Origin of the sequence: Aminobacter sp. Y103A, from assembly GCF_030294925.1 — a bacterium.
In the GTDB taxonomy this organism is placed as follows: domain Bacteria; phylum Pseudomonadota; class Alphaproteobacteria; order Rhizobiales; family Rhizobiaceae; genus Aminobacter; species Aminobacter ciceronei.
In genome coordinates this window covers 5,467,126-5,482,647 of sequence record NZ_AP017986.1, presented here as the reverse complement: position 1 = coordinate 5,482,647, position 15,522 = coordinate 5,467,126, and the positions used below count along the sequence as shown (strand labels likewise).

Annotated in this window: 18 protein-coding genes; 8 read left to right on the top strand and 10 right to left on the bottom strand. The window is 64.1% G+C overall.

The window, feature by feature from the left end; translation table 11 throughout:
- Position 1: 1 nt before the first annotated feature.
- On the bottom strand, positions 2–1,060 hold the full coding sequence (locus tag Amn_RS26960; protein ID WP_263005634.1) for a dipeptidase: 1,059 nt from the start codon (positions 1,058–1,060) through the stop codon (positions 2–4).
- A gap of 345 nt (positions 1,061–1,405) precedes the next feature.
- On the opposite strand from Amn_RS26960, the gene Amn_RS26955 reads away from it, so the two are divergent.
- Together Amn_RS26955 and Amn_RS26950 are read left to right on the top strand one after the other, a co-directional pair.
- On the top strand, positions 1,406–2,671 hold the full coding sequence (locus Amn_RS26955) for a Glu/Leu/Phe/Val family dehydrogenase (RefSeq protein ID WP_263005635.1): 1,266 nt from the start codon (positions 1,406–1,408) through the stop codon (positions 2,669–2,671).
- A 183-nt stretch (positions 2,672–2,854) separates the two neighbouring features.
- Positions 2,855–3,496, top strand: coding sequence for a LysE family translocator (locus Amn_RS26950; protein WP_067955991.1), 642 nt, complete (start codon positions 2,855–2,857; stop codon positions 3,494–3,496).
- Here the strand turns inward: Amn_RS26950 and Amn_RS26945 are convergent.
- Both Amn_RS26945 and rlmN read right to left on the bottom strand, forming a co-directional pair.
- On the bottom strand, positions 3,477–3,944 hold the full coding sequence (locus Amn_RS26945; protein WP_182574028.1) for a hypothetical protein: 468 nt from the start codon (positions 3,942–3,944) through the stop codon (positions 3,477–3,479). The two genes, Amn_RS26950 and Amn_RS26945, sit on opposite strands and share 20 nt — an antisense overlap.
- Complete coding sequence (gene rlmN, locus Amn_RS26940; RefSeq protein WP_286294026.1) at positions 3,941–5,176, bottom strand: dual-specificity RNA methyltransferase RlmN; 1,236 nt, start codon at positions 5,174–5,176, stop codon at positions 3,941–3,943. Before rlmN ends, Amn_RS26945 begins: the two co-directional genes overlap by 4 nt.
- A gap of 144 nt (positions 5,177–5,320) precedes the next feature.
- On the opposite strand from rlmN, the gene Amn_RS26935 reads away from it, so the two are divergent.
- Entirely contained in the window at positions 5,321–5,653 is a 333-nt protein-coding gene (locus tag Amn_RS26935) for a DUF1294 domain-containing protein (RefSeq protein WP_286294024.1), read from the top strand.
- 12 nt (positions 5,654–5,665) lie between these two features.
- Here the strand turns inward: Amn_RS26935 and Amn_RS26930 are convergent, their stop codons facing one another.
- The 4 genes from Amn_RS26930 to Amn_RS26915 all read right to left on the bottom strand — a co-directional run bounded on the left by Amn_RS26930 (position 5,666) and on the right by Amn_RS26915 (position 7,769).
- The gene (locus Amn_RS26930) at positions 5,666–6,157 is read right to left on the bottom strand and encodes a GNAT family N-acetyltransferase (protein ID WP_286294021.1); all 492 of its coding nucleotides are present in this window, start codon (positions 6,155–6,157) and stop codon (positions 5,666–5,668) included.
- A gap of 81 nt (positions 6,158–6,238) precedes the next feature.
- On the bottom strand, positions 6,239–6,742 hold the full coding sequence (locus Amn_RS26925; protein WP_067956001.1) for an invasion associated locus B family protein: 504 nt from the start codon (positions 6,740–6,742) through the stop codon (positions 6,239–6,241).
- A 239-nt stretch (positions 6,743–6,981) separates the two neighbouring features.
- A complete protein-coding gene (locus tag Amn_RS26920; protein WP_182574024.1) occupies positions 6,982–7,350 on the bottom strand; it encodes a YkvA family protein in 369 nt (122 codons plus the stop codon).
- A gap of 122 nt (positions 7,351–7,472) precedes the next feature.
- Positions 7,473–7,769, bottom strand: a complete 297-nt coding sequence (locus Amn_RS26915) for a 4a-hydroxytetrahydrobiopterin dehydratase (RefSeq protein WP_067956005.1) — start codon at positions 7,767–7,769, stop codon at positions 7,473–7,475.
- A gap of 49 nt (positions 7,770–7,818) precedes the next feature.
- On the opposite strand from Amn_RS26915, the gene Amn_RS26910 reads away from it, so the two are divergent.
- A complete protein-coding gene (locus Amn_RS26910) occupies positions 7,819–8,337 on the top strand; it encodes a low molecular weight protein-tyrosine-phosphatase (protein ID WP_067956006.1) in 519 nt (172 codons plus the stop codon).
- Here Amn_RS26910 and thpR read toward each other — a convergent pair.
- Together thpR and Amn_RS26900 are read right to left on the bottom strand one after the other, a co-directional pair.
- A complete protein-coding gene (gene thpR, locus Amn_RS26905) occupies positions 8,241–8,837 on the bottom strand; it encodes an RNA 2',3'-cyclic phosphodiesterase (protein WP_067956007.1) in 597 nt (198 codons plus the stop codon). The two genes, Amn_RS26910 and thpR, sit on opposite strands and share 97 nt — an antisense overlap.
- Positions 8,838–8,977: 140 nt before the next feature.
- Positions 8,978–9,610, bottom strand: coding sequence for an arylesterase (locus tag Amn_RS26900; RefSeq protein ID WP_185910254.1), 633 nt, complete (start codon positions 9,608–9,610; stop codon positions 8,978–8,980).
- 64 nt (positions 9,611–9,674) lie between these two features.
- Between Amn_RS26900 and Amn_RS26895 the strand changes: the two genes are divergently transcribed.
- The 4 genes from Amn_RS26895 (at position 9,675) to Amn_RS26880 (ending at position 14,804) form a co-directional block, all read left to right on the top strand.
- Positions 9,675–10,382 carry an ABC transporter ATP-binding protein gene (locus Amn_RS26895; RefSeq protein ID WP_182574022.1) on the top strand — a complete coding sequence of 236 codons (708 nt, stop codon included), beginning with the start codon at positions 9,675–9,677 and terminating at the stop codon, positions 10,380–10,382.
- Between the two features lie 226 nt (positions 10,383–10,608).
- Positions 10,609–13,152: an ABC transporter permease gene (locus tag Amn_RS26890; RefSeq protein WP_286294011.1), complete on the top strand. Its 2,544-nt coding sequence runs from the start codon at positions 10,609–10,611 to the stop codon at positions 13,150–13,152.
- Positions 13,153–13,347: 195 nt separating this feature from the next.
- Positions 13,348–14,127 carry a Bax inhibitor-1/YccA family protein gene (locus tag Amn_RS26885; protein ID WP_154386301.1) on the top strand — a complete coding sequence of 260 codons (780 nt, stop codon included), beginning with the start codon at positions 13,348–13,350 and terminating at the stop codon, positions 14,125–14,127.
- Positions 14,128–14,228: 101 nt separating this feature from the next.
- Entirely contained in the window at positions 14,229–14,804 is a 576-nt protein-coding gene (locus Amn_RS26880) for a GNAT family N-acetyltransferase (protein WP_286294008.1), read from the top strand.
- Between the two features lie 4 nt (positions 14,805–14,808).
- Here Amn_RS26880 and Amn_RS26875 read toward each other — a convergent pair whose 3' ends face one another.
- Complete coding sequence (locus Amn_RS26875; protein ID WP_067956017.1) at positions 14,809–15,447, bottom strand: protein-L-isoaspartate(D-aspartate) O-methyltransferase; 639 nt, start codon at positions 15,445–15,447, stop codon at positions 14,809–14,811.
- Between the last annotated feature and the right edge of the window lie 75 nt (positions 15,448–15,522).

Genomic DNA, 15,522 nt, shown 5'->3' with positions numbered 1-15,522 from the left:
GTTAGGCTGCCGTTTCGTGCCAGGCCGAGCGCAAGACCCTCAGCCAGTTGTCGCGGCAGATTTTCGCCAGATCGTCGTCACCGTAGCCCGCGCCGCTGAGGGCGGCAACGAGGTTCTGCAGGCCGGCGGCATCGCCGATCTCGGCCGGCACGGTGGCGCCGTCGAAGTCCGAACCCAGCGCCACGCCATCGATGCCGACATGTTCGACGAGATAGTCGATATGGCGAATCATGTCCGAGAGCGGCGTGTCGACGCTCTTCAGCCCGTCCTCGCGCAGCATGGTGACGGCGAAGTTCAGGCCGACAAGGCCGTTGCTCTCACGCACCGCTGCAAGCTGCTTGTCGGTCAGGTTGCGGCTGATCGGCGTAATCGCATGAACGTTGGAGTGGCTGACGACCAGCGGCTGGTCGCTGAGCTTGGCCACGTCCCAGAAGCCTTTCTCGGTGATGTGGGCAAGGTCGATGGCGATGCCGATGCGATTGCATTCCTTGACCAGCCTCTTGCCGGCTTCGGTCAGGCCGGGGCCGGTGTCGGGGCTCGACGGGAAGGCGAAGGGCACGCCATGGCCGAAGACGGTGTTGCGGCTCCAGACAGGGCCGAGCGAGCGCAGGCCGGCGGCATAGAACACGTCGAGTGCGGCGAGATCGGCGTCGATCGCCTCGCAGCCTTCCATGTGCAGCACGGCTGCAAACTTGCCTTCGGCACGCGCAGCGTCGATGTCGGCGCCTGTGCGGCAGATCTTCCAGCCGCCGGCGCGCTCGATCCTGAAGGCGATCGAAGCCATGTCGAGGGCGATGTCGAGCGACGGCGCGCGTTCGAGCGGCTTGCACAGCGGAATGGCGTAGTGGCCGTTCTCGTCGCGCTGCTCGTCGGGCATGCTGGCCGATGTGATGTAGATGGCGCAGAGGCCGCCGACGAGGCCGCCCTTTGCGGCGCGCGGCATGTCGATGTGGCCCTGGCGGGTGCCCTCGATGAACTCGGCCACCGGATCGGCGCCCTTGGCGGCGTTCTGCCACAACCGGAAAAGGACGTCGTTGTGACCGTCGAATACTGCCTGCATTACCCACTCCTGTAAGTGGAAGGCAGTTGAAGGATGCCGGGCGGGGGGAGTCAACATGTGCCAACGGGCGCCCGACGGGTCGAAGCCGCGGTTCCGCTGGGGAAGCCCTATCCAGGACCAACACTAAGCCATGCCTGGACCACTCGCGCCTGAAACGGCCGCCACGGTCCTCAACCCGGCTCGATATGAGGGGTTGACCGCCCTTGGCTGCCCCCGGGGCTGACGCAGCGGCAGTGATTGGCTCTGGCTGGACGTTGTGCGCTGGCGCTTTTTTGTGCAGGCGGGTCGGGTGCGGTCGATGAGCCGTGCATCACATCGCCAATCCAATCACAGGACATACTCATTATGACAGAAGGCAGTCTTCTTGATCACGCACTCGTGCGCCTCGACGAGGCGGCAAAACACCTGAACGTCGACGCCGACGTGATCGAGAAACTGAAGTTCGCCCGCGAGACGACCAAGGCACGGCTGATGATCCGCATGGACGACGGCTCGCGAAAATCGTTCCTCTCGTGGCGCTGCCGTTATGACGACACCCGCGGCCCGACCAAGGGCGGCATCCGTTTCCATCCGGAATCGACCGCCGACGAGGTCGAGATGCTGGCGTTCTGGATGACCTTCAAATGCGCCGTGATGAACCTGCCCTATGGCGGCGGCAAGGGTGCTGTGCAGGTCGACCCGCGCAAGCTGTCCAAAGCCGAGTTGGAGCGCCTGTCGCGTGCCTACATGCAGGCCTTCGCCCGCATCATCGGGCCCGACCGCGACATCCCGGCACCAGACGTCTACACCAACTCGATGATCATGGGCTGGATGGCCGACGAGTACGCCCAGATCGTCGGTCAGGCTTCGCCCGCCGTCATCACCGGCAAGCCGCTGGCGCTGGGCGGCTCGCTCGGCCGCGGCGACGCCACCGCGCGAGGCGGCTTCTATCTCGTGCGGCACCTCGCCGACGAACTCGGGCTCAAGGGCAGCCTGCGCATTGCCGTGCAAGGCTTTGGCAATGCCGGCCAGCATATCGCCCGCCTGCTTGCCTCGGACGGCCACAAGATCATTGCCGTGTCGGATTCGGAAGGTGCCGTGCATGCATCCGACGGCCTCGACCTCGACCGCCTGTTTGCGGCCAAGAACAGCGCCCGTTCGGTGACCTCGACCGCCGGTCAACACGGTCATGAGCTGCTCGCCGGCGACGCGCTCGTCGGCATCGACTGCGATATCCTGGTGCCGTCGGCGCTGGAAAACATGATCCGCGTCGACAACGCCGACAGCGTCAAGGCGCGCATCGTGCTCGAGCTCGCCAACGGTCCGGTGACCTCGGAAGCCGACGCCATCCTGGAAAAGAAGGGCATCGTCGTGCTGCCCGACATCCTGGCGAACGCCGGCGGCGTCACCGTCTCCTATTTCGAATGGGTGCAGAACCGCCAGGGCTTCTACTGGCAGATCGAGGAGATTCACGACCGGCTGCGCGCCATCATGGAACGCGAGGGCCGCGCCATCTGGGACGTCGCCAGCAAGAAGGAGATCTCGGTGCGGACAGCCGCCTATGTGCATGCGCTCGGCCGTCTCGCTGAGGCGATCGAGGCGCACGGCACGCAGAGCTACTTCGACAGTTGAGCCACGCCGAGGTGTAGCGCCGGGCCATTCGGCCCGGCGGTCCGTCTTTCATCTTCATTTGTCAGGCCGGTGCCCTGCTCTGGCCTGCTTTTTTCCGGTTGAAGCGCCGAATTGGTGCGATTAGGGCTATTGCCGGAAAATCCCCACAACCCTTGCCTTCCAGGCAGACCCGGCGGCCCGATTATGTCCTTCATTCCCGATTGGTCGACCATCATCCAGTTCGCGATCGCAACCTTCATCATCGCGATCACGCCCGGACCCGACATGACCCTGTTCGTCGGCCGCGCGTTGTCGGAAGGCCGCAAGGCCGGCTTTGCCTGCATGGCAGGCGCGATGACCGGCATCGTCATCCACACCACGCTGGTGGCGCTTGGCCTCTCGGCCCTGATCGTCGCTTCGCCGCAAGCCTTCATGGCGCTCAAGGTCGTCGGTGCCGGCTACCTGGTCTGGCTCGCCTTCCAGGCGATCACCAAGGGTTCGGCGTTTTCGCCCGACACCACCAAGCGTGCGCCGCGCTCTGTGTTCCAGAACTGGGCCACCGGCCTCGGCATCAATCTGCTCAACCCGAAGATCATCCTGTTCTTCATGACGTTCCTGCCGCAGTTCGTCTCGGCCCACGACACCAATGCGCCGGGCAAGCTGTTCTTCCTCGGTGCGATGTTCATCGTCCTGTCGCTGCCGGTGACGGCGCCGATGGTGATTGCCGCCGACAAATTCGCCGGGCTGCTCAAGAAGAGTCCGCGCGTGACGCGCATCGTCGACTATCTGTTTGCAGGGGTGTTCTCGGCCTTCGCGCTGAAGATTCTCACGGCGCAGGCGAAGTAGGGGTATTCCTGAGCGCGCCGGCGAAGCGGCCGGTGACGAACCAGTAGGCGATGCCGCCGACCAAACCGCTGCCGATGATCGACACCGGCCAGAGCGGATCGCGATAGGCGAAGCCGCCGTCGCCGCTCTGGTAGGCGACGCCTATGAAGACCAGCGCCACGAAGCCGCCGGCAAGGGCGTAGAACAGCCAGTCGCGCTTGCCGAGCAATTCGGCGAGCAGCATGACGACGACTGCCGGCACGAAGCCGAAATAGGCGACGAACAGCGCGATGAAAGGAATGGTGAAGACCATCGAGCCGCTGGCTACCTCGGGCGGTATGTCGGTGGCTATCAGGCCCGCAACGCCAAGGAACACAACGTTGAGGAAGGCGCTGGCGGCAATGGACGCCGCGGCATAGCCCAGCACCATGTGGGCGAATTTGCCGAGATAGACGAGGACGCGGCTCACGCCTCGCCGTGTCCCGCGATCATCATCGCCTCGAGCGCCAGGCGCTCGCTCTTCTTCATGCGCTCGGATTCCGACTTGAGCTGGCCGCAGGCGGCGAGGATGTCACGGCCGCGCGGGGTGCGGATCGGCGAGGCATAGCCGGCATTGTTGATGTAGTCGGCGAACTTCTCGATCGTTTCCCAGTCCGAGCACTGATAGTTGGTGCCGGGCCATGGATTGAACGGGATCAGATTGATCTTGGCCGGCACGCCCTTGAGCAGCTTGACCAGCGCCTTGGCATCTTCGAGGCTGTCGTTGACGTCCTTCAGCATCACATATTCGAAGGTGATGCGGCGGGCGTTCGACAGGCCGGGATAGTTGCGGCAGGCGTCGACCAGATCCTTGAGCGGGTACTTCTTGTTGATCGGCACCAGCAGGTCGCGCAGGTCGTCATTGGTGGCGTGCAGCGAGATCGCCAGCATGACGCCGATTTCCTCGCCGGTGCGGAAGATTTCCGGCACGACACCCGAGGTCGACAGCGTGATGCGGCGCTTGGACAGCGCCAGCCCGTCGCCATCGGAGGCAATCAGCAGCGCCTTCTTGACCGCCTCGAAATTGTACAGCGGCTCGCCCATGCCCATCATGACGATGTTGGAGACCTTGCGGCCCTCGGCCGGAACAATGGCGCCGGCGGGCGTGTCGCGGTCGGGGAAATCGCCGAGCCGATCGCGTGCCGTCATCAGCTGCGCCAGGATCTCTTCCGCCGTCAGGTTGCGCACCAGCTTCTGGGTTCCGGTGTGGCAGAACGAGCAGGTCAGCGTGCAGCCGACCTGCGACGAGATGCACAGCGTGCCGCGGCCTTCCTCGGGGATGTAGACGGTCTCGATTTCAACCGGGCGACCGGCGCCTCGCGGCGGGAAACGGAACAGCCACTTGCGCGTGCCGTCCGAGGAAATCTGCTCCTCGACGATCTCCGGCCGCGCGATTGTGAAGTGCTTGGCGAGCTCGGCGCGCAGGTCCTTGGAGATGTTGAACATGTCGGCGAAGTCGGAGACGCCGCGGACATAAAGCCAGTGCCAGAGCTGCTGGACACGCATCTTGGCCTGGCGTTCGGGGACGACGCCTGATGTAACGAGCGCTTCGGCAAGCTCCTCGCGGGTGAGGCCGATCAGCTCGCCCTTGACGGGCGCGGCCGCACGGGCGCGCAACGTGTCACGGGTAGCATCGGTGGTAAGGTCGAGCGAAAGGGTCATTCGGGCTCAGCTAGCTGTAGATATCGGCAAATGTAGGATTTTGGCGCGACATATCACAGGTCTGGCGCTGCGTCACGTTTTGGCGGCCATGCATTTGTGCCGCAGCTTTGCAGTCTGTTAGGCAATGGCTGGGATGCTGGCCCGATGAGCAACATCTTTAACGTTGTCCTGGTGGCGCTCGTCGTCAATATTGCGGCGTTCGCTGCCTTCTGGCGCGACAAGTATCTGGCCCGCGTCGGCGGCCGGCGCATCCCCGAGAAAACCCTGCTCTGGCTCGCCTTCGCCGGTGGCAGCCTGGGTGCCTTGTCGGCCCAGCACCTGTTCCGACACAAGACCCGCAAGGAGCCGTTCCGATCGCGGCTCTACACAATTGTCATCGCGCATGCGGTCGCCATTGCCGTACTGGCGATCTGGCTGATCGCGCCGCAATGGGCCTCGGGGTTGCTTGATGCGCTGAGCCGACCGGCCGTGTCTTAGGCCAAAGATGTTTCAGGCGGTTGGGCGGAGCACCAGCCGGTAGCGCTGCTCAGGCCGGCCGCTGCGTTGGTGTGGCACCGGTTCGCCCAGGCGTCGCCAGCCGAGACGTTCGTAAAGCCGGACGGCGCGCTCATTGTCCGAATAGACCGCGAGTTCGGCCGCATCGAAGCCGCGCTCGCGCAGCAGCGCTGCGATGCCGGCCAGCAATTCGACTGCCGCGCCCTTGCCCCAATGGTTCGGGTCAACGCCGAAATAGTGCAGTTCCGCCACGTTGCCATCTCCCGGCATCGGCGCAATGGCACCGAAGGCAACAGCGGTCCCATCGGTGGCCTCGGCGATGGCGAGCAGAGCCCGCTCCGAGCTGGCGAGCACCCGCGAAATGATCGGCCGCGCCTCGTCGAGCGTCGCCACATCAGGATCGTTGTCGCGCACCGCCGTCGCCCGCGCCCAGATGATCGCGGCCCGGTCGAGATGGCTACTGGTCCCGTCAATGATCCTGTGCATCTGCAGACCCCGGCTCCTGTCGCAAAAAAAAGCCGGGCGATCGGGCCGCCCGGCTTTCGAAAACCTGTCTTGCGTCTGCGCTTACTTGCAGGTGGTGATCGACGTCAGCGCCGCCGAAATGCCCTTGAGCGAGAAGACGTAATTGGTCGGGTTGCCACGGCCTGATTTGGCCGAGACCTTCATGTCCGAGCCGCCCTTCATGGCGCTGATCAGGGCAGGTTCCTCGGCTGCGTTCTCGACCCAGGCCGACTTTCCCTTGGTGAACATCGAGAACGACTTGTCGCCAATGGTGACGGTGACCTTGGAGTTTTCCTGGAAATTGTAGCCGGCGATGAACTGCGGCTCGAAGGAAACCTTCTGGCCGGGGCGCTGGCTGACGAAGAAGAACATGTCGCCATGGTCGAGCGTCGACGGCTGCTTGTCGGTCGGCACCGTCAGCACGTAGCAGACCTTGCCGTTCTGCGCCTGGTAGCTGTAGGTGCCCCAGGCGTTGTGCTGGCCGATCTTGGTCGCCGACTGGGCGAGCGCCGGCATTGCCGACACTGCAAGCACCAGACCCGAAATTGTAGCTATCAAACCGCGCATCGTTTTTCCTGTAGTTCAAATGGAGCGGGGCAGGCCGACTGCGCGCCCGCCCGTTCGCTTCATTTTGATTTAATCTGGGTTACCAAAGGGTGAATGCTTTTCAGAAAGGACATTCATCGCATGGAACCCCGCCGAACTGCCCATCGTGGACGGGCACCTTGTCCCTGACGTGGTTGAAAACCACGAAAACGGCAAGAGTTTGACTTTTCGTTTCAGGATGAAACAAGCGGGCAGCGCTGTCATTGGTCCTGTGACAGCGCTTCCTTCGCGGCAATGCGGTGGGCCGGTGTCATGTGCGCCCGGACCGCCGTGATCGCAGCGGTCAGCACGGCGATGTCGTCGGTGAAGCCGAGGCCCAGTATGACATCGGGAATGGTGTCGACCGGCAGGATGAAATAGCCGAGCGCCGCCAACAGGATACCTTTGGCTCGCAGCGGCGTGTCCTTGTCCAGCGCGCAATAATAGGCCGCCACCACCTCTTCCATGAAAGGTACGTGGCGGGCAGCGCGCTTGGCGGTGCGCCAGAACTTCTCGCGCACCTCGGCTTCGCTTGCCGGAGCGCCGTTCACGCCGCCGCGAAAGCCGTCAAAGCCGGGGAACTTCACCATCCAGACAATCTCCTTTGCCCGAACTCTATCTTCTCACGCTTGCCGGAAACCGGTTCCGGTTTCGGTGCCAATGCGCGATCAAAGATGTGGGAAGGTTCGGTCCCCTCTGCAAGATGCCGGCCTCAGGAACCGAAATAGCCGTTCATGCGCTTGGCCAGCTTGAAATCCAGCTCGGTCAGCCCGCCGGCGTCGTGGGTGTTCAGCGTGACGTCGACCGTCTTGTAGACATTCGACCAGTCGGGGTGGTGGTCGAGCTGTTCTGCCGCCATGGCGACGCGGGTCATGAAGGCGAAGGCCTCACTGAAGTTCTTGAACACGAAGCTGCGCGACATCGACAACCCGTCGGCGGCGAGTGTCCAGCCGCCGAGCGCGTCGAGCGCTGCCTTCAGCTCCTGCTGTCCAAGTTTCTCTCTGGCCATTTCATGCTCCCGTGATATGCGAAGTGTTCACCAGCATAGCGCGGGATCGATGAGCGAGAAGCCGGTAAAATCAATTCTGTTCGTTTGCCTCGGCAATATTTGCCGTTCGCCCCTTGCCGAAGGTGTGTTTCGGGCCGTGCTCACCGAGCGCGGGCTAGATGGCGAATACACAATCGACTCGGCTGGCACGGGCGGCTGGCACGCGGGTTCGGCCCCCGATCCGCGGTCGATCGCGGTTGCGGCCGAGCATGGCATCGACATCACCGCCCAGCAGGCCCGCAAGGTTGTGGCGCGCGATTTCGAGCGCTTCGACCTGATCCTCGGCATGGATCGCTCCAATGTCGACGATCTCCGGGCGCTTGCGCCGGCGAGCTTGGCCGAGCGTGTCGAGCTTTTCATCGGCCAGGCCGTGGGTGGACCACGCGACGTGCCCGATCCCTATTACGGCGGGGAAGACGGCTTCGCTGCGGTCTACCGCATGATCCGCGACGCTTCGGAGGCGCTTGCCGACCGGCTGGCAGCGCGGGCGTCGACGCCATTCAGCGGCCAGGCTTCCTCGACGATGTAGGGGCCGCCGCCGACCGAGTCGCGCGACGACATCAAGACGAAGCGGCCGACACGGAAGGGCACGGTGGCGAAGTTGCCGCGCGCTGACAGATAGTGTGCGACATCGAGCGGGCTGGTGTTCCTGAGCCGCGCCAGCGTGACATGCGGGGTGAACTTGCGCGGATCCGACGGCAGGCCGAGGCGCTTGCTGATGCGCTCGATTTCGGCCTGCAGCGCGTTCATCTCCGGCGACGGTGTGACGCCGGCCCAGACCGCATGCGGCTTTTTCTGCCCGAAGGCGCCGACACCCGAAAGCGTGAGCTGGAAGCTCGGACGGTCGACACGGTCGAGTGCTTCGACGATCTCGTCGGCGACGTGGCCTTCGATGTCGCCGAAAAAACGCAAGGTGAGGTGGTAGTTTTCGACGTCGATCCAGCGGGCGCCTGACAGGCCGCCCCTGAGCAGCGACAGCGATAAGGCGGCATCACGCGGAATTTCGAGGGCGGTGAAAAGTCGCGGCATGGCCAGGCTCCCTTCCTCGAATCGCAGTTCGTAGGGCTCAGCGAATCATCGATCGCTGCGCCGGGCAAGGGCTTTGTTCAGCGCCTGCTGTTTCGACCACGCAACGAAATCGGATGTGTTGCAACGATGCATGACGACGTTCATTTGCCGGCAACTGCCTTTTCGACAGTCGGCAGCGCCTTTGCGACCATGCGGTCGATACCTTCTGCTGTCGGGTGCATGCCGTCCTCCAAAAGCAGTTTCGGATCACCGGCGACGCCATCGAGAAAGAACGGATAAAGCGTCACGCCGTACTTCTCGGCCAGCCTCGGATAGATCGTGCCGAATTGTTCGCCATAAGCGTGACCGAGATTTGGCGCCGCAACCATGCCGGCCAGCAGCACCTCGATCTTTCGCTCCCGGAGCCGGGCAAGCATCTTGTCGAGGTTCTGCTCGACGAGCGCCGGGTCGATGCCGCGCAGCATGTCGTTGGCGCCGAGCTCCAGTATGACCAGCTGCGTTCCGTCGGGGACGGACCAGTCGAGCCGCGACAGGCCGCCGCTTGTGGTGTCGCCAGAGACGCCGGCATTGGTAATCACGACATCGTGACCATTGTTGCGTAGCGCCTTTTCGAGCTTTTCGGGAAAGCTCTCGCCGGGATTGAGGCCATATCCGGCCATCAGGCTGTCGCCAAAGCCGACGATCTTGAATGGTTCGGCCCAAACCGGGGCAATGGTCGTGAAAAAGGCCAGAGAGACGGCAAGGAATGCGAAGGTCAGATGTTTCAATGCCATGTTTCAAAACCCATATGACGGAAAAATTCACGCCTCTTAGATTTTCATATAGGACAGATTTGCCGTGACAGAAGCAGTCATCGAACTGAGAGACGTGTCGTTGACGCTTGGGACGGGGGCTTCTTCAGTGCATGTGCTGAAGGGCGTGAGCCTCGATGTCGCCGCCGGCGAGGCCACCGGCATCGTCGGCCCTTCCGGTTCCGGCAAATCGACGCTGCTGATGGTTCTGGCCGGACTCGAACGTGTCGATGGCGGCACGGTCAAGATCGCCGGCGAGCTGCTCAACGGCCGCAGCGAGGACCAGATCGCGGCGTTTCGCGGCCGCAACATCGGCATCGTCTTCCAGTCGTTCCATCTGATCCCCAACATGACCGCGCTGGAAAACGTCGCCGTGCCGCTCGAACTGGCCGGCAAGCGCGACGCCTTTGCCATCGCTGAACGCGAGCTCGCGGCCGTCGGCCTCGCCGACCGCGTCACGCACTATCCGGGCGAGCTTTCGGGCGGCGAACAGCAGCGCGTGGCGATTGCGCGTGCGCTGGCGCCGGAGCCTGCCATCCTCATCGCCGACGAGCCGACAGGCAATCTCGACCAGGCGACAGGGCGGCAGATCGCCGACCTCCTGTTCGCCAAGGCCGCCGAACGCGCCATGACGCTGGTGTTGGTGACGCACGATCCAGCACTCGCCGCGCGCTGCGACCGGCAGGTGGCGATGCGCTCCGGGCGGATCGAGACGGCGACAATTGCGCCTCTGGCCGAGAAAGTCCGGGCATGATTTTCGCTTCTGAGCAACCCCCCTCTGGCCTGCCGGCCATCTACCCCCGCAACGGGGGGAGATCAGCCTTCGCCGTCGTCTCAGCCAATATTCGAGGCCGCAAGAACGGCGGCAAGGACGCCGCCTCCAATCTCCCCCCCTGTGGGGGAGATGCCCGGCAGGGCAGAGCGGGGCAACGTAGAGCGCCAGCGTTGCGGAATGAGGCATTCGGATCGCAGGTGCTCCCATGCTGAAGGACCTGCCTCTCGCCTTCCGCTTTGCCGCGCGTGAAATGCGTGGCGGCCTGCGCGGCTTCCTGATCTTCCTGACCTGCATCGCGCTCGGCGTGGCGGCAATCGGCGGCGTCAATTCGGTGGCGCGGGCGATTACCGCCGGCGTTGCCAGCGAGGGTCAGGCGCTGCTCGGCGGCGACATCCGTTTCCAGCTGATCCAGCGCGAGGCGACCGACAAGGAAAAGACCTTCCTCGAAAGCCTCGGCACCGTCTCGCACAATGCCGGCATGCGCTCGATGGCGCGGCTGGAAGACGGTTCCGACCAGTCGCTTGTCGAAGCCAAGGCGGTCGACGACGCCTATCCGCTTTACGGCCAACTGGTGACGGAGCCGGCGCTGCCCCGCGCCGAACTCTTTGCCGAGCGCTCGGGCATCTTCGGCGCGGTGGCCCCCGATCTGTTGTTCGAACGGCTCAACCTCAAGCTTGGCGACCGCATCAAGCTCGGCAGCGCGACCTTCGAACTCCGGGCAAAGCTGGTCACCGAGCCCGACGCGGTCTCCGACGGCTTCGGCTTTGCGCCGCGCCTGTTGGTGTCGATGGAAGGGTTGACCACTTCCGGACTGATCCAGCCCGGCAGTCTCGTCGAACACGCCTACAAGCTGCGCATGCCGGTCGGTACCAGCGAAGCCGAAGTGGCTGATGCGCGCGAGCGGGCGAATGCCGAATTCCCCGAGGCTGGCTGGAGCGTGCGGACAAGGACCAATGCCGCGCCCGCATTGTCGGCCAACATCGAACGCTTCACCCAGTTCCTGACGCTGGTCGGCTTGACCTCACTGGTCGTTGGCGGTGTTGGCGTAGCGAATGCCGTGCGCGCCTATCTCGACGGCAAGCGTGGCGTCATTGCCACCTTCAAGAGCCTGGGCGCCTCGGGCGGCTTCGTACTGACAGTTTATCTCATCCAGATCCTGCTTATTGCAGGTCTCGGCATCGCCATCGGCCTGGCGCTCGGCGCGCTGATGCCGTTTGCGGCGAGCGCAGCACTCCAGTCGGTCATCCCGGTACCGGCCGAAGCCGGCGTCTACCCGGCGGCACTTGCCATGGCCGCTCTGTTCGGCGTCCTTGTGACGCTTGCTTTCGCCATCCTGCCGCTCGGCCGTGCCCGCGACGTGCCGGCCACCGCGCTGTTCCGCGAGATGGGTTTTGAAGGTCGGGGCCTGCCGCGGCTGGTCTACATCGCAACCGCTTTGGGCATCGCCGCCATACTCGCGGCGCTCGCGATCTGGTTCGCCGGCGACCGCCGCATCGCCACCATTTTTGTCGGCGCGACGATCTTTTCGTTTCTGGTGCTGCGCGCCGTGGCCGTTGCGGTGCAGTGGCTGGCGCGGAAAAGCCCGCGTGTGCGCTCGACCGCGCTCAGGCTCGCCGTCGGCAACATCCACCGCCCCGGCGCTTTGACGCCGTCCGTGGTGCTGTCGCTCGGCCTCGGGCTGACGCTTCTCGTCACGCTGGCGCTGATCGACGGCAATCTGCGCCGCCAGATATCAGGCAGCCTGCCGGAGCGGGCGCCGAACTTCTTCTTCGTCGACATCCAGCCTGACCAGGTCGACGACTTTGCCAGGCTCGTTGCGACAGAGGCGCCCGGCGGCAAGCTGGTGCGGGTGCCGATGCTGCGCGGCCGTGTCATGGCGCTCAACGGCACCGACGTGCAGAAACTCAACGTACCGCCGGAAGGCGCCTGGGTGCTGCGCGGCGACCGTGGCCTGACCTATGCCAAGAACCTGCCGGAGAATTCGACGCTGTCGCAAGGCACGTGGTGGCCGGCCGACTATTCGGGCGAGCCGCTGGTGTCATTCTCGGCACAAGAGGCGGGCGAACTCGGCCTCAAGATTGGCGACATGGTCACCGTCAACGTGCTGGGCCGCAACGTCACGGCCAAGATCGCCAATTTCCGCGAAGTGCAGTGGGAATCGATGGGCATCAACTTCGTCATGGTGTTTTCACCCAACACCTTCGCCGGTGCGCCGCACAGCTGGCTGGCGACGCTGACCGAAGACAAGGCTGTCCCTGCCGACGAGGCTAAGATCCTGAACGCGGTGACGCGCAGCTATCCGGCAATCACCACCGTGCGGGTGAAGGACGCGCTCGACGTCGTCAACCGGCTGGTCGCCCAGCTCGGTACTGCGATCCGTGCCGCTGCCGGCGTGGCGCTGATCGCCTCGGTGCTGGTGCTGGCCGGCGCACTTGCCGCCGGCAACCGTGCCCGGGTCCATGACGCGGTCATCCTGAAGACGCTCGGTGCGACGCGGCGGACGTTGATATCGGCGTTTTCGCTGGAATACATGCTGATCGGCCTCGCCACCGCCATCTTCGCGCTCGCCGCCGGCGGGGTCGCGGCCTGGTTCGTCGTCGCGCGAATCATGACGCTGCCATCGTCCTTCCTGCCGGAGGTGGCGGTTGCGACGATCGTCTTTGCCCTGGTGCTGACCGTCGGCTTCGGTCTGGTCGGCACCTGGCGGGTGCTCGGCCACAAGGCGGCGCCGGTGCTGCGCAGCGAATGACGAAATGCCGTTGCGCGGGCTGGACTTCAACGACATTTGTATGAGATTGTGCGCTCACAGCCGGTTTCAAGGCGTTACAGGCCTTGTTTAGGTCTGAAAGAAACATCATATTTCGGCGGAGGCATGCTGGAGTCCCGCCAGCGGCGCCTGGGTCTCGGCCTGACACCCGACGGGGCAGAAGCAACAGAGGAAACCATGTCCGACTTTAGAAACTACCAGACGCGCATGGCGACGGCAGGCAGCCGCACCGACGCGTCGATCGACGAAGGCCTGCGCGCCTACATGCTCAAGGTTTACAACCTTATGGCGCTCGGCCTGGTCATCACCGGTCTTGCAGCGCTGGGCACCATGACGCTGGCGACCACCAACGATCCGGCCACCGCCGTCGCCACGATGGGCAACGGCAAGATGCTGACCAGCCTCGGCGTTGCGCTCTATGGTTCGCCGCTGAAGTGGGTCGTCATGCTGGCTCCGCTCGGCATGGTGTTCTTCCTGAGCGCCCGCATCCAGTCGATGAGCGTTTCCGGCGCGCAGACCGCGTTCTGGGTGTTCGCCGGCCTGATGGGCCTGTCGCTGTCGTCGATCTTCCTGGTCTACACCAGCGCCAGCATCGTCCAGACCTTCTTCATCACCGCGACCGCCTTCGGTGCGCTCTCGCTTGTCGGCTACACGACCAAGCGTGACCTGACCGCCATGGGCACGTTCCTGACCATGGGCGTGATCGGCCTGCTGATCGCGATGGTGGTCAACATCTTCCTGCAGTCGCCGGCCCTGCAGTTCGCCATCTCGGCGATCGGCGTGCTGGTGTTCGCTGGCCTGACCGCCTACGACACGCAAAAGATCAAGGAGATGTATTTCGACGGCGACGACGTGCTCGTCTCCGGCCGCAAGGCGATCATGGGCGCGCTCACGCTCTATCTCGACTTCATCAACCTGTTCTCGTTCCTGCTGTCGTTCCTGGGCAACCGCGAATAATCAGCTGGACCATCAGACTTTCGAAGGGCGGCCAATGGCCGCCCTTTTCATTTGTTCGGAGCTTTGCTCTAATGGAGGCAGAAGAATGGATTGCCTAAAAAATGAGCATGAAGATTCGGCACGCGCTGCCTGACGACCTCGACCGGATCACCGAAATCTATGCCGACGCGGTCCTCAACGGCACGGCGAGCTACGAGCTCGATCCGCCCTCGCGCGCCGAGATGGGGGAGCGCTACAACAGCCTGACGGATGCCGGTTATCCCTACCTCGTCGCCGAGCGCGACGCTGTCATTCTGGGCTATGCCTATGCCGGCCCGTTCCGTGCGCGCCCTGCCTATCGCTTCATTGTCGAGGATTCGATCTATGTTGCGCCGGAAGCCAAGGGCGCCGGCATCGGCAAGACGCTGATGCAGGCGCTGATCGACGAATCAACTGTTCTCGGCTTTCGACAGATCATCGCCGTCATCGGCGACGGCCATGCCGACAGCGCTTCGGTGCAGCTGCATGAAAGGCTCGGTTTCCATCACACCGGCCGCATGGAAGGCTCCGGCTACAAGCATGGCCGCTGGCTCGACACCGTGTTCATGCAACTGGCGCTGAATGGCGGCGCGACACTGCCGCCGGATCCGGGCTCGATGCCGGAACGGCGCTTCGTCGCCAAAGGCGGCAAGGGCTGAGCCGTCAGCCCGTGCCGCCGAGAAGCGGCACGAAACGCACGGCCACGAGCGTCTTCCGCGCATAGTCGTTCTCGCCGTTGCGCACGATCTTGACCAATTGCTGGTCGCCGAACGGGCCCAAGGGCATGATCAGCCGTCCGCCTATCGCAAGCTGTTCCTTCCACGCCGACGGCACGGTGCGTGAACCCGCTGCCGAGAGAATGGCGTCGAACGGCGCCTCGGCCTCGCAGCCGGCCGAGCCGTCTCCCGCGATGACTTGTACATTCGCATGGCCGAGCTTGTTCAGCCGAGCCCTGGCGCTGTCGGCCAGCGAAGCGATGCGCTCGATGGTGACGACGCGGCCGGCTAGCCTGGCCATGACGGCCGCCGCATAGCCCGAGCCGGTGCCGATCTCCAGAACCTTGTTGCCGCGCTCGAGTTCCGCCGCCCAGGCCATCAGCGCGACGATATAAGGTTGCGATATAGTCTGGTCGTGGGCGATGGGCAGGGCGGTATCGTCGTAGGCGCGGTCGCGCAGGGCCGTGGGTACGAATTTCTCACGCGGCACCGCGGCCATGGCCTCCAGCACCGCCGGCTCGGTCAATCCACGCCGGGCGATCTGGTACTCCACCATGTTGAGGCGCGCTGCCCGATAGTCGACCATGGCCTTCCTGCCGTCGCCCCTTTAACCGTCGCGGTTGCGCAAGGTTCCCCTATCAGGGCTGCTTACGCAGCGTCC